The 14429-nt window shown below is 55.3% G+C and carries 14 protein-coding genes; 4 read left to right on the forward strand and 10 right to left on the reverse strand.

The window, feature by feature from the left end; all coding sequences use genetic code 11:
* Positions 1 to 310: 310 nt before the first annotated feature.
* The 6 genes from pepN to ATI45_RS08240 all read right to left on the reverse strand — a co-directional run bounded on the left by pepN (position 311) and on the right by ATI45_RS08240 (position 6967).
* Positions 311 to 2962: an aminopeptidase N gene (pepN, locus tag ATI45_RS08215; protein ID WP_098419058.1), complete on the reverse strand. Its 2652-nt coding sequence runs from the start codon at positions 2960 to 2962 to the stop codon at positions 311 to 313.
* Positions 2955 to 3836, reverse strand: a complete 882-nt coding sequence (locus ATI45_RS08220; protein WP_098419059.1) for a DUF2797 domain-containing protein — start codon at positions 3834 to 3836, stop codon at positions 2955 to 2957. The genes pepN and ATI45_RS08220 overlap by 8 nt, the downstream gene beginning before the upstream one ends.
* Positions 3833 to 4168, reverse strand: a complete 336-nt coding sequence (locus ATI45_RS08225) for a YeaC family protein (RefSeq protein ID WP_098419060.1) — start codon at positions 4166 to 4168, stop codon at positions 3833 to 3835. Before ATI45_RS08225 ends, ATI45_RS08220 begins: the two co-directional genes overlap by 4 nt.
* A 212-nt stretch (positions 4169 to 4380) precedes the next feature.
* The gene (locus tag ATI45_RS08230) at positions 4381 to 5058 is read right to left on the reverse strand and encodes a rhomboid family intramembrane serine protease (RefSeq protein ID WP_098419061.1); all 678 of its coding nucleotides are present in this window, start codon (positions 5056 to 5058) and stop codon (positions 4381 to 4383) included.
* A complete protein-coding gene (locus ATI45_RS08235) occupies positions 5058 to 6080 on the reverse strand; it encodes a metallophosphoesterase (RefSeq protein WP_098419062.1) in 1023 nt (340 codons plus the stop codon). Before ATI45_RS08235 ends, ATI45_RS08230 begins: the two co-directional genes overlap by 1 nt.
* 2 nt (positions 6081 to 6082) lie before the next feature.
* Positions 6083 to 6967: an NAD(+) kinase gene (locus ATI45_RS08240; protein WP_098419063.1), complete on the reverse strand. Its 885-nt coding sequence runs from the start codon at positions 6965 to 6967 to the stop codon at positions 6083 to 6085.
* A 314-nt stretch (positions 6968 to 7281) separates the two neighbouring features.
* Between ATI45_RS08240 and ATI45_RS08245 the strand changes: the two genes are divergently transcribed.
* From ATI45_RS08245 to ATI45_RS08255, 3 genes are read left to right on the forward strand one after another with little or no spacing between them, the layout of a single operon-like run.
* Positions 7282 to 7833: a hypothetical protein gene (locus ATI45_RS08245; RefSeq protein ID WP_098419064.1), complete on the forward strand. Its 552-nt coding sequence runs from the start codon at positions 7282 to 7284 to the stop codon at positions 7831 to 7833.
* Between the two features lie 2 nt (positions 7834 to 7835).
* The gene (locus tag ATI45_RS08250; RefSeq protein WP_098419065.1) at positions 7836 to 8096 is read left to right on the forward strand and encodes a hypothetical protein; all 261 of its coding nucleotides are present in this window, start codon (positions 7836 to 7838) and stop codon (positions 8094 to 8096) included.
* 5 nt (positions 8097 to 8101) lie between these two features.
* Positions 8102 to 8497: a protein-export chaperone SecB gene (locus ATI45_RS08255; RefSeq protein WP_098419066.1), complete on the forward strand. Its 396-nt coding sequence runs from the start codon at positions 8102 to 8104 to the stop codon at positions 8495 to 8497.
* Positions 8498 to 8631: 134 nt separating this feature from the next.
* On the opposite strand, the gene ATI45_RS08260 is transcribed toward ATI45_RS08255, so the two are convergent.
* Positions 8632 to 10716, reverse strand: coding sequence for an NADPH-dependent 2,4-dienoyl-CoA reductase (locus tag ATI45_RS08260; protein WP_098419067.1), 2085 nt, complete (start codon positions 10714 to 10716; stop codon positions 8632 to 8634).
* 164 nt (positions 10717 to 10880) lie between these two features.
* Between ATI45_RS08260 and ATI45_RS08265 the strand changes: the two genes are divergently transcribed.
* Positions 10881 to 11966 carry an AraC family transcriptional regulator gene (locus ATI45_RS08265; RefSeq protein ID WP_098419068.1) on the forward strand — a complete coding sequence of 362 codons (1086 nt, stop codon included), beginning with the start codon at positions 10881 to 10883 and terminating at the stop codon, positions 11964 to 11966.
* An 86-nt stretch (positions 11967 to 12052) separates the two neighbouring features.
* Here the strand turns inward: ATI45_RS08265 and ATI45_RS08270 are convergent, their stop codons facing one another.
* From ATI45_RS08270 to ATI45_RS08280, 3 genes are all read right to left on the reverse strand, one after another.
* On the reverse strand, positions 12053 to 12712 hold the full coding sequence (locus tag ATI45_RS08270) for a transposase (protein ID WP_098419069.1): 660 nt from the start codon (positions 12710 to 12712) through the stop codon (positions 12053 to 12055).
* A gap of 284 nt (positions 12713 to 12996) precedes the next feature.
* Positions 12997 to 13743, reverse strand: coding sequence for an amino acid ABC transporter ATP-binding protein (locus ATI45_RS08275; RefSeq protein ID WP_098419070.1), 747 nt, complete (start codon positions 13741 to 13743; stop codon positions 12997 to 12999).
* The gene (locus ATI45_RS08280) at positions 13740 to 14414 is read right to left on the reverse strand and encodes an amino acid ABC transporter permease (RefSeq protein ID WP_098419071.1); all 675 of its coding nucleotides are present in this window, start codon (positions 14412 to 14414) and stop codon (positions 13740 to 13742) included. The genes ATI45_RS08275 and ATI45_RS08280 overlap by 4 nt, the downstream gene beginning before the upstream one ends.
* Positions 14415 to 14429: the final 15 nt, after the last annotated feature.

Here is a 14429-nt window from a genome sequence, read left to right on the forward strand (position 1 = left end):
GTGTATTTCTGGCAGGTTGCTATCGCCCGAAAGTGCGATATTTATCTTAGTGCGGGGACGGATTTGTAGAGCGGGGACGGATTTGAAATCCGTCCCCTGGGTGGCGGACTCGGGGACAGTGGCAGTGGGGACAGATTTGAAATCTGTCCCCATCCGTAGAGCGGGGACGAAAAGCGGGGACAGATTTGAAATCTGTCCCCTGGGTGGTGGACTCGGGGACAGGGGCAGTGGGGACAGATTTGAAATCTGTCCCCTTCCGTAGAGCGGGGACGAAAAGCGGGGACGGATTTGAAATCCGTCCCCTCTTGGACTAGTCCGCCAGGCTTTTGTGTACTACTTCGTACAGGTCGCGGGACAGGTTTTCTTTGTCGCGAATTTGCATTAGCGCTGTTTGCATTTGCTGGCTGTACTCGGGGGCGAATTTGCGCCAGCGGGTCAGCGGGCCTACGAGCCGCGCGGCAATTTGCGGGTTGCTGTCGTCTAGTTTGCAGACCTGGTCGGCCAGGAACTGATAGCCGGAGCCGTCCGGATTGTGGAAGTTAACCAGGTTCTGGCCGGCGAAGGCGCCGATCACCGCGCGGATTTTGTTGGGGTTTTTCCAATCAAAGGCCGGGTGTTCCAGCAACGCGTGAATGTGTGACAGCTGCCCGGTGCGACGGCTGGCCGCCTGTACCGAGAACCACTGTTCCACCACTTGGGGGTCGTGCTGAAAGGTCTGGTAAAAATCGTTCAGGGTGGCCGCACGATCGTCGTCGTAACCGGAGTTCACAAACGCCTTCAGTGCACCCATGCGGTCGGTCATGTTGTCGGCGTCGCGATACTGGCTTAAGCCCAGGGAGCGGCCTTCTTCATCGTTGATCAGCAGCAGCCAGGCCAGAGCGGTATTGCGCAGACTGCGGCGGGCAACGGCGTCAGGGCCAAGCTGGTAAGGGCCGCTGTCGATGTTGCGGCGGTAGCAGGCTACCAGCTCATCGCGCAGGGCAATCGCCAGATGCTTCGCCACCCGGCGGCGGGCCCGGTGAATGGCAGGCACGTCGGCGCCATCGGTCAGTTCGGCCAGATAAGCCACCGTGGGCAACACCAGCATTTTAGCCACCAGCGCCTGATCCAGATCGGAATCGCTGATCAGGTGGCGGAAAGCGCCGACCAGGCGAGTATCTACGATGACGTCTTTTGGCGCGCCAATCATCTGCTGGATAACGTCTATGGCCAGGCGCTGGCCCGCGTCCCAACGGTTGAAGCCGTCTGAGTCGTAGTTCATCAGGAACAGCAGTTGTTCGCGGGTCCATAGATAGCTCACCCGCACCGGTGCTGAAAAGTGCCGCAGCAGGGATGGCACCGGGCGTTCGCTGAGGCCGTGAAATTCAAAGCTGTGGCTGGCTTCGGTGAGTTCCAGCACGCGCTCTTGAGGTGCGTCGCCGCTGGCCAATTCCTCGGCACTTAACGCCAGCGCCAAAGCCTCACCGCGGCTGCCCAACAGGCCCAAAGCAAAGGGAATGTGCTGAGGTTGTTTGTCGGTTTGGCCCGGGGTGTCTGGCAGGGTTTGTTCGATGTGCAGGCGATAAACGCCGGCGCTTTCGTCGTATTGGTCACGGATCGCCATCTGCGGCGTACCGGCTTGCTGGTACCACAAGCGGAACTGGCCAAGATCACGGCCTGAGGCGTCTTCCATGGCTTTGACGAAGTCGTCCGTGGTGACGGCCTGGCCGTCGTGGCGTTCAAAGTACAGGTCACTGCCTTTGCGGAACAGATCCGGCCCCAGCAGGGTGTGAATCATACGCACCACTTCGGCGCCCTTTACATAAATGGTCAGGGTGTAGAAGTTGGTGATTTCCATGTAAGACGCCGGGCGCACCGAGTGGGCCATGGGGCCTGCGTCTTCGGCAAACTGGGCGGTACGCAGCACAGTGGCGTCTTCAATACGCTTGACCGTGGCCGAACCCATGTCCCCGGAGAACTGGGTATCGCGGAACACGGTGAAACCTTCTTTCAAGCTGAGCTGGAACCAGTCGCGGCAGGTAACCCGGTTGCCGGACCAGTTGTGGAAGTATTCGTGGGCGACAATGGATTCAATGCGCTCGAACGCCATATCCGTCGCTGTTTCCTGGCTGGCCAGCACGCACGAGGAGTTGAAGATGTTCAAGCCCTTGTTTTCCATGGCGCCCATGTTGAAATCATCGACTGCGACGATCATGAATATGTCGAGGTCGTATTCGCGGCCGTAGGTTTTTTCGTCCCACGCCATGGCGCGTTTCAGGGAGTCCAGCGCGTAGTCGCATTTTTCAGAGTTGCGGGGCTCTACGTACATGCGCAGGTCTACTTTGCGGCCGCTCATGGTGGTGAAGCTGTCCTGCTTTTCCAACAGATCACCGGCGACCAAGGCAAACAAATAGGCCGGTTTCGGGAACGGATCTTCCCAGGTCACGAAGTGGCGGCCATCGCTCAGGTCGCCCTGTTCGACGGGGTTGCCGTTCGATAAAAGCACCGGATAGGCGGTTTTGTCCGCTTCAATACGGGTGCTGAAGCGGGCCATCACGTCTGGGCGGTCTGGGAAATAGGTGATGCAGCGGAAACCTTCGGCTTCGCACTGGGTGCAGAACATGGCAGACGATTTGTACAGGCCTTCCAGGCGGGTGTTGTTTTGGGGCTCTATCCAGGTGACCACTTGCAGAGTGAAGTGCTCAGGCACCTGGTTAACGGTCAACAACTCGTTGCTGACGCTGTAGTTACTCTGAGTCACGGCTTCGCCGTTCAATACCAGGCTTTCCAGCTTCAGGCTGTCGCCGTGCAGTTGCAAAGGCGCATCGAGCTCTTGGGACTGAGGGTTACGGCGAAAAGCCAGGGTGCTGTGCACCCGTGCGCCGTCTTCGAACAGTTCAAATCGCAGGTCGGCGGTATCCACCAGATAGGCGGGCACCTTGTAATCGCTCAGATAAATGGTTTGCGGCTGATTGCTAGGCATTGCTGTCTCCCGTGTTTGCCGGTGCGCAGAATCGAACTTGATAACCGGTGTATTTGCGAATGTTGATCACGCCCGTGTCCAGAATCAGGTACTGGCCTTTTACGCCTTGTAGTACGCCAGACACGCGGGGTGTTTTGTCCAGGTTGTGCGATGTTACTTTCTGCGGCCAAACGTCAACCGGATAACTTAAACCCATAGACGGTTCCTGCACCGCGCGGATGCTGTCTGCGCCATGTTCTGCGCGCAGGGCGTCCAGTTCTTCGGCCACCAGGGCCAGCAGTTTGTCGCGTTCTTCGGCCAGGTTCAGCTCGGTGGTTTCGCCTTTTAACATGGTACGCCAATTGGTGCGATCTGCCACGTGGGCTTTGCAGGCCACTTCCACAAAACCGGACAACTGGCGGGTGGCTACCCGTAGCATGGGAATGGCGTCTACTGCACCCTGGTCAATCCAGCGGGTAGGCACTTGGGTGCCGCGGGTAATGCCGACTTTTAAACCCGACGAGTTGGCCAGGTAAACCACGTGCTCGACCATGCAGTTGGCCTGCCCCCATTCGGGTTCGCGGCAGGTGCCCAGGTGAAAGTGGCACTTTTCCGGGCTCATGATGCAGCTGTCGCAGGCCGCCAGCTTGCGCATGCAGGGAAAGCAGAAACCCTGGCTGAAGCTTTTTTTGGTGACGCGGTCGCAGTTGATGCAGCGAATCACCCCGTCAAACTCAATGCTGATGGGCTGGCCGATCAGTTCGTTCAGTGCGACATGATCATCGCCCAGGCGCAGTTGGTACTGCACTGGAGAGCCGACTGGATTGCCCGCACTGGCGGGCATTTTGCGCAGGCGGCCGCTGACGTCCACCGGGTTTACGGATGTTTGAGTCAAACTTTTACCTCGGTGTACTGATCGGAGCCGTCGCTGTCGTCGCTGCTGCCACTCGCAGCGTCTGTTTTAGCAGCGTTTTTCGCGGCTTTTTTCTGCATGCGCACAGTGGGATCGCAGTCGGTGCCGGCTTTTGCGCCGCGGTCTATGTAACCGGTGCGCTCTTCTTCCGGCATATTGTGGGTGTTTTCGTAGTGAATCACCGCTTCCAGGCTGATGGAGCGCTGCTCTGGGCTGACTTTGCGGCCATCGGGCCATTTACCCATTTCAATAGACTGGCGCAGGCTGCGGTAGACGTTTGGGTCTAGCCGTTTAATCAATTCTTCGTAAGTCATGACACAGACCTCCTAAAACACGCTTTAAAAAAAGACTATCAATAACCGTTGACAAGTGCGAACGATAATGATTATTATTACTTCGCCAAATGGCATTAAGCAACACGGTCGTTCATTTGGCGTCTCTCTCATCAGAGCTATGTCGCTCTCTTAATACCCCACCTTTTGGTGGGGTTTTTTTATGCTTTTCGCCCGCCCGGCGGTGGCGCTTTTTATCGTCGGCGAGCCGGCGGGGGTAACAGGACAGCCACTAGCAACCCCGCCACAAAACCACCTAGATGGGCTTCGTTGGCCATGTTGCCCATGCCCAGCATGTTGGGCAGCGGGGTAAAGCCCAGGACCATCCACGCCAGGGCGAAGGTGATCAGCGCCGGCGGGAACTGGAATCTGGGCAGCCGCCGCTGGCTTAGCCAGCAATAACCCAGAATGGCATAAACCACGCCCGACAGGCCGCCAAACAACGGGCCGGTAACCAGGTACTGCAGGCCATTGGACAGCAGGCTGGCCACCAACGCCAACACCAGCAGCCGGGTGCGGCCGTCAATAAACTCGATCTGACTGCCCAGGAACCATAACATCACCGAATTAAAGATGATGTGGGTCCAGCTGAAGTGCAGAAAATCTGGCGTAATCAGGCGCCATATCTGTCCCTTCGACAGGGTATCCAGCAACGCATTCAGGCGGTCAGCCAAGCTGAACCATTCGTACTGGCGAGGGTCGACTACCATCAAGCCGGCAGCCAGTTCGTTGCTGCTCATAGAGGTTAGCCACACCGTAACCACCGCAATCACGATGAGACTGATCACCACCGGTGCATGGCCGGGTGACGGTTGCCAACGGCCATTGACGAGGGGTGAACGGCGGCCGGGTTTTATCTGTTGATCGTCCATTAGCGTGCCAAACTGTCTTCGTTGGTGGGGTAATTGCGTTGGTCCAAGTCGCTCGGCCATTGCACATCTACCCATACGAATTTATCCGGCGACAAGACTCTTTCGCCGTCCATACGATAGGCCGCCAGCTTGCCGTATTTCACCGCGCTGAAGTCAACGCAGGCCACATTGGACTTTAGTTGTGACGGTTTACCGTCCATCCAGTAATGGCCCACAAACACCGGAGGCGCATCCAGCGGATAGCTCAATAGCTGGCGATGTTCATCCGGCGTTAGCACATGCAGTGCCACGTCTGCGGGCAAGGGGTCGGGCTGGAATACCACGTCGGCGTAGGTGTGTGGGTCGTCTGCCCAGAACTTAGTGCGGAAAAACTTGCGTACAAATCCGTCACTGCCGGTAATCGCGACACCTTCCGGCAAGCGCAAATCGGTGCCGCGCAGCAGGGTGTCCATCACTTCGCCGGGGAAAGAATCGAGCACCGACGAGGCGTGTAGAAAGTCTTCGGTAATACAGCCGTCAGGATGTTCCTGGCGGAAGCGGCTAATCAGGCCATCGTCCCAGCAGGCGTGCACGGCGCGGAAGTGTTCGTCGTCTATAAACAGCGGGATGGTGTAAAACCACGCCAGGAAGTCTTTCCACTCGCCGGGGTGGGCGTTGAACTGCTGAAGAGTTTCTTTGATCAGGCGGTCGTGGCGGGGTATGTGCTCACGCAGGTAGGTATTGCCGCTGCCCGGGCGGGCACGGGTGCAGTAGCCCAGGGCGTTGTACTCGTGGTTGCCCATCACAATGCGGGCGGAGCCACGCTCGACCATGTCGCGCACCAGGTGCAGCGCTTCGCGGATGCGTGGGCCACGGTCGATAATGTCGCCAATAAAAATGACCTGGCGGCGCTTGTGCTCATACACGCCTTTCACCTTGGCGTAGCCCATCCGTTGCAACAGGCTTTCCAAAGTGAGCGAACAGCCGTGAATATCGCCAATAATGTCGTAGCCGCGGCAGGGATTGCTGGACGGTGTGGCCATGTTCAACTCGCTGTTGTGTTGCTGGCCCAGCCAAGTTTATCCCGGCAGGTGGCGTAAAAGTTGTGATCGGTTGGGTGAATCAAACGGATTTTGAACGGCTTTTTACTAATACGAATGATATCGCCCGGCGCGCAGGCAATGTTCATCTGGCCGTCAAAACTGACCTGCGGATAGGCTTCGTTTGTTTCGCCAATCACCAGTTTTATTTCGCTGCGACCGTCCACCACGATGGGGCGGCTGCTGAGGGTGTGCGGGAACATAGGCACCAGCACAATAGCATCCAGCTTGGGATGCATAATGGGGCCACCGGCGGACAAAGAATAAGCAGTGGAGCCGGTAGGCGTGGCGACAATCAGGCCATCGGACCGCTGGGCGTACACGAAGTGGCCGTCGATAAACAGGTCAAAGCCGATCATGCGGGTGGATTTGCCCGGGTGCAGCACCACATCGTTCAGCGCCGTGCCAAAGCCCAGGGGTTTACCGTTGCGCTCTACGTGGCCGTCCAATAAAAAGCGGTGCTCAACAATGTATTCGCCCTTAAGCACTTTGCTCAGGCGCTCTTCCAGATCGCTGGGGGAGATATCGGTCAGAAAACCGAGGCGGCCGCGATTAACGCCCAACAGGGGTATTTTGGACTTCGCCAGTTCACGGGCAGCACCCAGCAAGCTGCCGTCGCCGCCGACAACAATCACCAGATCGCAAATTTCACCCAGCAGCCTTTTACTGGCGACCTGCTGGCCGTGGCCGGGAAGTATGCTGGCGGTGTCTTCTTCCAGAATGACCTGGTAATTATTGGCGACCAGATATTGTTTGAGCTGGCGCAGGGTTTCAACCACCTTAACGCTGCCCATGCGGCCAATAACACCAATGTTGCGGAATTGCTCCATGGAATTTCCTGTTGTTCTGCCGGGCTGCCATTCTAAAGCTGGCAGCTCGGTAGTACCAGCTTGGTGGCCGCCAATGGTCGGTAGATTTTGGTGCAAAGGCAGCCATGGAGCATGGCTATCACTTTAGCTGCCGCGGAGTGGGCTTCTCCGTTACACTCAGCTAACCAATCGCTCAAGTACGTTCCCGGCCTATGAGGCCGTCCAAAGGATGACCCTATTAAGGCTCCACCTAGCTAGACATTAGGGATGGCTTTGACTCGAACTTTAAGATAGCGTAACTTTGCGATCCACGTAAATCATGCACGAATTATGCTATGTTACAAGAGCTTGTAGGCTATCACGGTACTAACACGGAGGCTGTCGACTTTATTCTCACGGAGAACTTCAGGGTTAGTGCCGGAGAAGATGAATGGCTAGGTCACGGTGTTTACCTCTTTACAAAGGGTGTGAGCTGTCCAATCCAGAATGCGGTAGAGTGGGCGAAAAACCAAGCCTACAGCCGCGAAGGTAATAGGTACGATAGCTACACAGTATTGGAAGCGACAGCACGTTGCTCTAGACTATTGGATCTCAGGTATTTTGAGGGACTCAGTGCGTTTGATACTGTTCGTGAGAAAATTTTAGAAAAACACGATAAGCATTTTGCGCGAAATCGGCGAATAAAAAATGATAATCGTGTTATGTGGAATTTAGTAGCTCAGATGATGAATTTAGAGGTCATCATCCATAGCGTTTATATAAAGAATCGAATTCAGCGTATCAAAAGAATCGATTCCAATGTGCAAAATACGACAGTTATGTGCGTGAAAGATCCGAATTCAATAGATGTAGAGACCATCAAGGTTTTTTCCAGTGGAGCGGTATAATCATGAAATTAGACGAATTAGTGACCCAAGCTCTTTCTAAGATAGATAGCATGTCGGTTGACGAATTTGAGGGTGAATGCCACAAGGCTGGTTACGTACCGATTCGTAAACCGCAATTTTCTATGCATGCGGCCATGGTTGTGAACGCAGAGTCTGCCGTGGGAATAATTACCTACCGTCACAATGTTGTTCTAAACGGCAAAGGCGATCAGTCTTATGGCTCTGATTCCTCAGAAGAGAGTTCATTCCCGATAGCGGCTTAAAACTAATGAAAATTCAGTTAGTTAATAACAGAGTTAGGCGGCTTAGCCTAAGTGAAGATGAAGTAGCTAAAAAAGACGACTTTTCTTTCAGCCTTTCGAATGGGTTTACAGAAGAAGAGTCAACATCTTTTTTTGTTTTGTTTGATTTGGCGATTACATCCGAGCAAGGTTATAAATTAGAAATTTCATATGAAGCCAGTTTTAGCACTGATGCGCCTATAAGTTCTGATTTTAAAGAATCTGCATTCCCAATAGTGAATGCACCGGCTATTGCGTACCCTTATCTCCGCAGTTTCATAAGCTTAGTTACGCTGAATTCAGGCTATGAGCCTCTAATATTGCCAACGATCAACTTCCAGGCGATGGCGAATAAAGGGATCGACAATACTACTGATTTGTAAACAGGCATGACTCTTTCCCCGTTTCTCTAACCAGCCGGTCAATCGGGCACCAAAAGCGTACCTCTTTTGGCGCCCTCCGCTGGTCCTCCGGCGCAAGGCGCCCGCTAGAAACCCATTATACTAATGCCCGGCTTTTATAACTCGGCCGCCAGGAAGCAGCCCTGGTTGATGGCGCGTTTGGCGTCTAGCTCCGCTGCCACGTCGGCACCACCAATCAGATGCGTTGAAACCTTGGCAGCTTCCAGTTCTGCCTGAAGCTCGCGCATTGGGTCCTGGCCTGCGCAGATGATGATGGTGTCCACCGGCAAGAGTTTGTCTTCGCCCTGCTCCGCCCGCTTGGCGGTCACGGTGATGTGCAGGCCTTGGTCGTCAATCTTGCGATAAGTGACGCCCGGAATCATCTGTACTTCACGGTGCCTTAGTGATGTACGGTGAATCCAGCCCGTTGTCTTACCCAGGTTCTTACCGATTTTCGAGGTTTTGCGCTGTAGCAGGTACACCTGACGCGCCGGCTCTGGCAGCTGGGGTTCTATGCCTTTAACACCGCCACGATGCTGAGCGCTGAAGTCTACACCCCACTCTTTCATGAATTCGTCAGTATCCAGGGCGGCGGAAGCACCCTGATGGGTAATGAACTCGGACACGTCAAAACCGATACCACCGGCGCCGATGACTGCAACCCGCTTGCCTACGGGCTTGCGACTTTTCAGGGCGTCCAGGTAGCTGATAACGCTGGGGTGTTCGATGCCGTCGATGTCTGGCATGCGCGGCTGAACGCCGGTGGCCAGAATGACTTCGTCATAACCGCTGGCAATCAGCTCTTTGGCGCTAACGCGGGCGTTCAGACGCACGTCAACATTGTGCTTTTTCAACATAACGCCGTAATAACGCAAGGTTTCGTAAAACTCTTCCTTGCCGGGGATCAGTTTGGCAACGTTAAACTGACCGCCAATTTCTTCGCCCGCGTCATACAGGGTGACCTTGTGGCCGCGTTCGGCCGCAACCGATGCGGCTGCCATGCCCGCAGGGCCCGCGCCCACCACCGCAATGTTTTTCGGATTGGCGGTTTTCACGTAATTCAGTTCGGTTTCGTGACAGGCCCTTGGGTTGACCAGGCAACTGGTGAGTTTATTGCTGAATGTGTGATCCAGACAGGCCTGATTGCAACCGATGCAGGTGTTGATTTCATGGGAGCGATCTTCAGCGGCTTTCTGCACCAACTCAGCATCCGCAAGAAAAGGCCGCGCCATGGACACCATATCGGCGTCGCCTTCGGCCAGAATTTTCTCTGCCACTTCCGGCATGTTGATGCGATTGGTGGTAATCAGCGGAATGCTGACTTCGCTTTTTAACCGCGCGGTGACCTTGGAAAAGGCGCCGCGGGGAACGGAAGTGGCGATGGTGGGTATGCGGGCTTCGTGCCAGCCAATGCCGGTGTTGATAAGAGTAGCGCCGGCTTTTTCGATTTCTTTGGCCAGCTGCACCACTTCTTCCCAGGTGCTGCCGTCTTCGATCAAATCCAGCATCGACAGGCGATAAATCAGAATGAAGTTGGGCCCGACCCGCTCACGCACACGGCGCACAATTTCAATCGGCAGGCGAATGCGGTTTTCGTAGCTACCGCCCCACTGGTCCGTGCGCTGGTTGGTGTGGGCCACAATAAACTGATTGATAAAGTAGCCTTCAGAACCCATGATTTCGACGCCGTCGTAGCCGGCCTTCTGGGCCAACTTCGCGCACACGGCGTAGTCTTCAATCTGCTTTTCAATACCGGCTTCGTCCAGCTCTTTGGGAGTGAACGGATTAATAGGCGCCTGAATGGCAGACGGCCCCACCAACGCCGGTGAGTAGGCGTAGCGGCCGGCGTGCAGGATCTGCATGCAGATTTTGCCATCGGCCTGGTGCACGGCATCGGTGATGACTTGGTGTTGTTTGACTTCGTCATCGGTGGTCATTTTTGCGGCGTGCTGAAATACGCCACCTTCTTCATTAGGTGCAATACCGCCGGTGACAATCAGGGCTACGCCGCCGCGGGCGCGCTCAGAGTAAAACGCGGCCAGGCGCTCAAAACCGTTTTTGGCTTCTTCCAGGCCGGTGTGCATAGAGCCCATCAACGCGCGGTTGCGCAGCTTGGTAAAACCCAGGTCCAGCGGTTCCAGTAGGTGGGGGTATTTGCTTAGGCCTGGTGTGGCGGCTGCATTGGCATTAGTCACGGTCATGTCTCTTCTTCCTCATCATCATTGAGATTATGTTTTTTGTATAAGCTACCCTTGTGCTCGCGGTTCAACAATATCCTGGGGGGACAATTTGCTATCCTTAGGTTAGGCTTTAAGAAACCCGCTGAATGGCTTTCTAAAAGCCCGCTGAATGGCTCTCTGAAAAAATGCCAACAACAAAGACGACCAAACTCAAACCGGCTTACGCTCTGGGTGACATAAGCGTGCTCTATGCTGCGGTGCTGTTGCGCGCCGCCGCTGCAGAAGGTGCAGACGCCGCGGCGCTGGCGCAACGGTTTCGGCTAGACGCACAAACCCTGGAGTCTGCAGAGGCACGCATCAGCATTCCTCATTACATGCGCCTGGGCCATGCCGCCATCACCGAAACTGGCAACCGCGCTCTGGGTTTGCGTATGGGGGCGCTGTCACGGCCGGTGGATGCAGGCTTGGCAGGGTTGGCTGGCGAGTGCGCCGCCAGCGCTGGCGCCGGCCTGAGCACGCTGATTCGCTATGCCCTGCTCACCAGCCAAAACAGCCGCGGTTTACCCGAGGTACAGAGCGCAACTCGCAAAGCGGTGTTTTATTCCATCCGCCCTTATAACGACTACAACTGCTTTGTGGTGGATTCGGTTCTGGCGGCCTGGACCCAGTTTTTGCGAACGCTGACCGGCGATTATGGGGTGCTGGAAAAAGTGCAGATTGAGTACCCGTCGCAAGGAATGGACGAGCTGTATGAAAGCTGGTTCCGCTGCCCGGTGCAGTTTGGCGCTCCTGAAAACAGCCTGATGGTAAAAGCCGACACCTGGCAGCAAACGACCCGCCAGGCCCAACCGGCCATGCACGGCGCGATGGTTCGGCAATGTGAGCAGCAATTACAGCAAGTGCAACGGGGCTGGAAGCTGCAAGAGCAGGTGCAGCATTGCCTGACCCCCCTATTCCGGGGCGAAACCCCGGCCCTGGGCACCGTCGCCGCAAAACTGGGCCTGACGCCCTGGACCCTGCAACGGCAACTGGCCGCCGAAGGCATAAAGTATAAAGATTTAGTCGACAACACCCGCCAGCAACTGGCCGTGGACTACCTGCGCGAAACCCGCCTGTCGCTGGCGGAAGTGTCGTGGCTGCTGGGCTTTGCCAATCCGGCGGCTTTTCATAAGGCTTACAGGCGCTGGTTTGCGGTTAGTCCAGGGGAGCATCGGAAGCGGCTGATTGATCGGGTGCAGGCAAGTCGAGGGCCAGACCGGGGACGGATTTGAAATCCGTCCCCTAAGATTAAGGCCAGAACGGGGACAGATTTCAAATCTGTCCCCTTGCGAGGTTTGGGACAAGTCGGGGACGGATTTCAAATCCGTCCCCTGGCGATACGCCGCTTTATTTCATTCGCAAATTTTGCGCTACCCGTTAACTCATTGCTGTTGATAGCCGATCTGATGCGTTCATCGGTTTTGGATACTGCGCTGTCTTCGACGAAACGTTTGTAGGCTTCAGCGCGAAGGTGTCTGTCAGCGGCAAGTTCGCAAAACGTCGCGGGTTCATCTAGCCAGTGGCAACGCCTTAATCCTATGCGGGCGGCATAGCTTGACCACTCATACAATTCCGCACTCTTGACCATCTCAGCTTTGACGGGGTTAAGCTCTACATAACGGCAGCAGGCCAGGAGATATGCGTCGGTATCGATAGGGCTGATTTTATAACGCCCGTCCCACAGGGTGCCACTGCGGCCCTCGGTGGTGTTAGCGAAGCGAGTTTGACGACCTGCCAGGCGTTTCATCAACAGGGGAATAGCTGTTGTGTTGTCGTTTGCCTGGACAATCAGGTGAACATGATTGGTCATCAAGCAGTAGCTGTAGACTTCTATTTCGTAGGTTTGCTTCCACTCTTCGAGATTCGCCAGGTAGTAATTGAAGTCTCGCGGCCGAACGAACACTGGCTGGCGGTTGTGGCCGCGCTGGACGATGTGATGGGGAAAACCGGGGGCAATTAATCTGGCTTGTCTGGGCATTAGCTGCTCCTTGCTGTTGAAACACAGAATCCGTTCTGTGTTTGTTATGTTAGGGGATTGTAAGTCGGGGACGGATTTGAAATCTGTCCCCATGTGTGGGGTTAGGTCGGGGACGGATTTTAAATCTGTCCCCATGTGTGGGTTTAGGTCGGGGACGGATTTTAAATCCGTCCCCATGTGTGGGTTTAGGTCGGGGACGGATTTTAAATCCGTCCCCAAGTGTGGGGTTAGGTCGGGGACGGATTTTAAATCCGTCCCCTTGGAAATCCGTCCCCCGTGCGTTATCAGACTGGATTGGTCGCCAGAATCTTTTTCAGAAAGTCCTGTGTGCGGGGGTCTTGCGGGTTGGAGAAAATCTCGCTGGGTGGGCCTTGCTCTACAATCCTGCCGCCGTCGATAAAAATCACTCGGTCAGCGACATCGCGGGCAAAGGACATTTCGTGGGTGACCACCATCATGGTCTGGCGCTCCGATGCCAGTTGTTTCATTAGCCCCAACACTTCTTCCACCCATTCCGGATCAAGAGACGAGGTGGGTTCATCAAACAGGATGACTTCGGCTCCCGTGGCCATGGCGCGGCCGATACCCACCCGTTGCTGCTGGCCACCGGACATTGACGCAGGATAGGCATCTGCTTTGTCTGCAAGGCCGATACGTTCAAGAATCTCCCGGGCGCGCTGGTAAGCTTTTTCTTTTGGCCACTTGTCGACCACCACCAACCGTTCGGCAATGTTTTCCAATGCGGTTTTGTTAGCGAACAAGGCGTAATTCTGGAACACAAAAGCAGTTCGGCGACGCAGTGAGAGAATCTGTGCCCGGCTTGCCCGGTTCACATCCACCGTAAGGTCGCCGATGGTAATTTTGCCCGCCGTGGGGCGTTCCAGAAAATTTAGACAGCGTAGCAGCGTGGATTTACCGGTTCCCGAGGGACCAATAATAACAATGATTTCGCCCTTCTCGATGGTCAGATCAATACCGTCGAGCACCACAGTCTTGCCGAAGTGTTTGCTCAGAGCTTTAAGTTCAATCATCGGCTATAGGCCTTATTCAGGCGAATTTCCAGATACTTTTGCAATTGTGAAAGTATCTCGACCACGATCCAGTACATCACAGCGGCGACGATGAACGCCTCAAAATACAGAAAACTGCCGGCGGCTTCTTTCTGGGTGGCCCCCATCAGTTCGGTGACCCCGAGGGTAAACGCCAGGGAAGTAGCCTTGATCATATCGATGAAGTAGTTCATCAGTGTGGGCAGGGCAATCCGGGTGGCCTGGGGCAGAATAATGCGGCGCATCAGCTGGCTATTGGTCATGCCAATCGAGACCGCGGCCTCGGTCTGGCTGCGATCTACGCCAATGATGGCGGCGCGGATCGATTCCGCCATATACGCTGAAAAGTGCAGGGTCAGGCCCATAATGGTCGCGGTGACGCCGTCTATCACGGTTAACACGCTGAACAATTGTGGCAGCCCGTAATAGAACAAGAACAACTGGACCAGCAGTGGCGTACCCCGGAAAAACGAGATGAACACGATGGTCAGCTGATTGAGTACCGGGATGCCCAGCACTCGCACCACTGCGAACACGCAGGCAAGAATCAATGCCATTACCATGGCCACCCCCGCCAGTTGCAGGGTAAGGGGCAGATAGCCAAGCAGAACAGGCACCAGCCCGAGCATGTACTCTACGTTCAGAATGCCCATAGGGTGTCAGGCCTT

It is taken from the genome of Marinobacter sp. LV10MA510-1 (assembly GCF_002563885.1).
Lineage (GTDB): Bacteria > Pseudomonadota > Gammaproteobacteria > Pseudomonadales > Oleiphilaceae > Marinobacter.

Coding starts and splice junctions, on each gene's coding strand:
- ATI45_RS08275 (WP_098419070.1), bottom strand. CDS start 13,743: ATGATTGAACTTAAAGCTCTGAGCAAACACTTCGGCAAGACTGTGGTG.
- ATI45_RS08280 (WP_098419071.1), bottom strand. CDS start 14,414: ATGGGCATTCTGAACGTAGAGTACATGCTCGGGCTGGTGCCTGTTCTG.
- ATI45_RS08235 (WP_098419062.1), bottom strand. CDS start 6,080: ATGGCCACACCGTCCAGCAATCCCTGCCGCGGCTACGACATTATTGGC.
- ATI45_RS08230 (WP_098419061.1), bottom strand. CDS start 5,058: ATGGACGATCAACAGATAAAACCCGGCCGCCGTTCACCCCTCGTCAAT.
- ATI45_RS08245 (WP_098419064.1), top strand. CDS start 7,282: ATGTTACAAGAGCTTGTAGGCTATCACGGTACTAACACGGAGGCTGTC.
- ATI45_RS08260 (WP_098419067.1), bottom strand. CDS start 10,716: ATGACCGTGACTAATGCCAATGCAGCCGCCACACCAGGCCTAAGCAAA.
- pepN (WP_098419058.1), bottom strand. CDS start 2,962: ATGCCTAGCAATCAGCCGCAAACCATTTATCTGAGCGATTACAAGGTG.
- ATI45_RS08250 (WP_098419065.1), top strand. CDS start 7,836: ATGAAATTAGACGAATTAGTGACCCAAGCTCTTTCTAAGATAGATAGC.
- ATI45_RS08265 (WP_098419068.1), top strand. CDS start 10,881: ATGCCAACAACAAAGACGACCAAACTCAAACCGGCTTACGCTCTGGGT.
- ATI45_RS08255 (WP_098419066.1), top strand. CDS start 8,102: ATGAAAATTCAGTTAGTTAATAACAGAGTTAGGCGGCTTAGCCTAAGT.
- ATI45_RS08225 (WP_098419060.1), bottom strand. CDS start 4,168: ATGACTTACGAAGAATTGATTAAACGGCTAGACCCAAACGTCTACCGC.
- ATI45_RS08240 (WP_098419063.1), bottom strand. CDS start 6,967: ATGGAGCAATTCCGCAACATTGGTGTTATTGGCCGCATGGGCAGCGTT.
- ATI45_RS08270 (WP_098419069.1), bottom strand. CDS start 12,712: ATGCCCAGACAAGCCAGATTAATTGCCCCCGGTTTTCCCCATCACATC.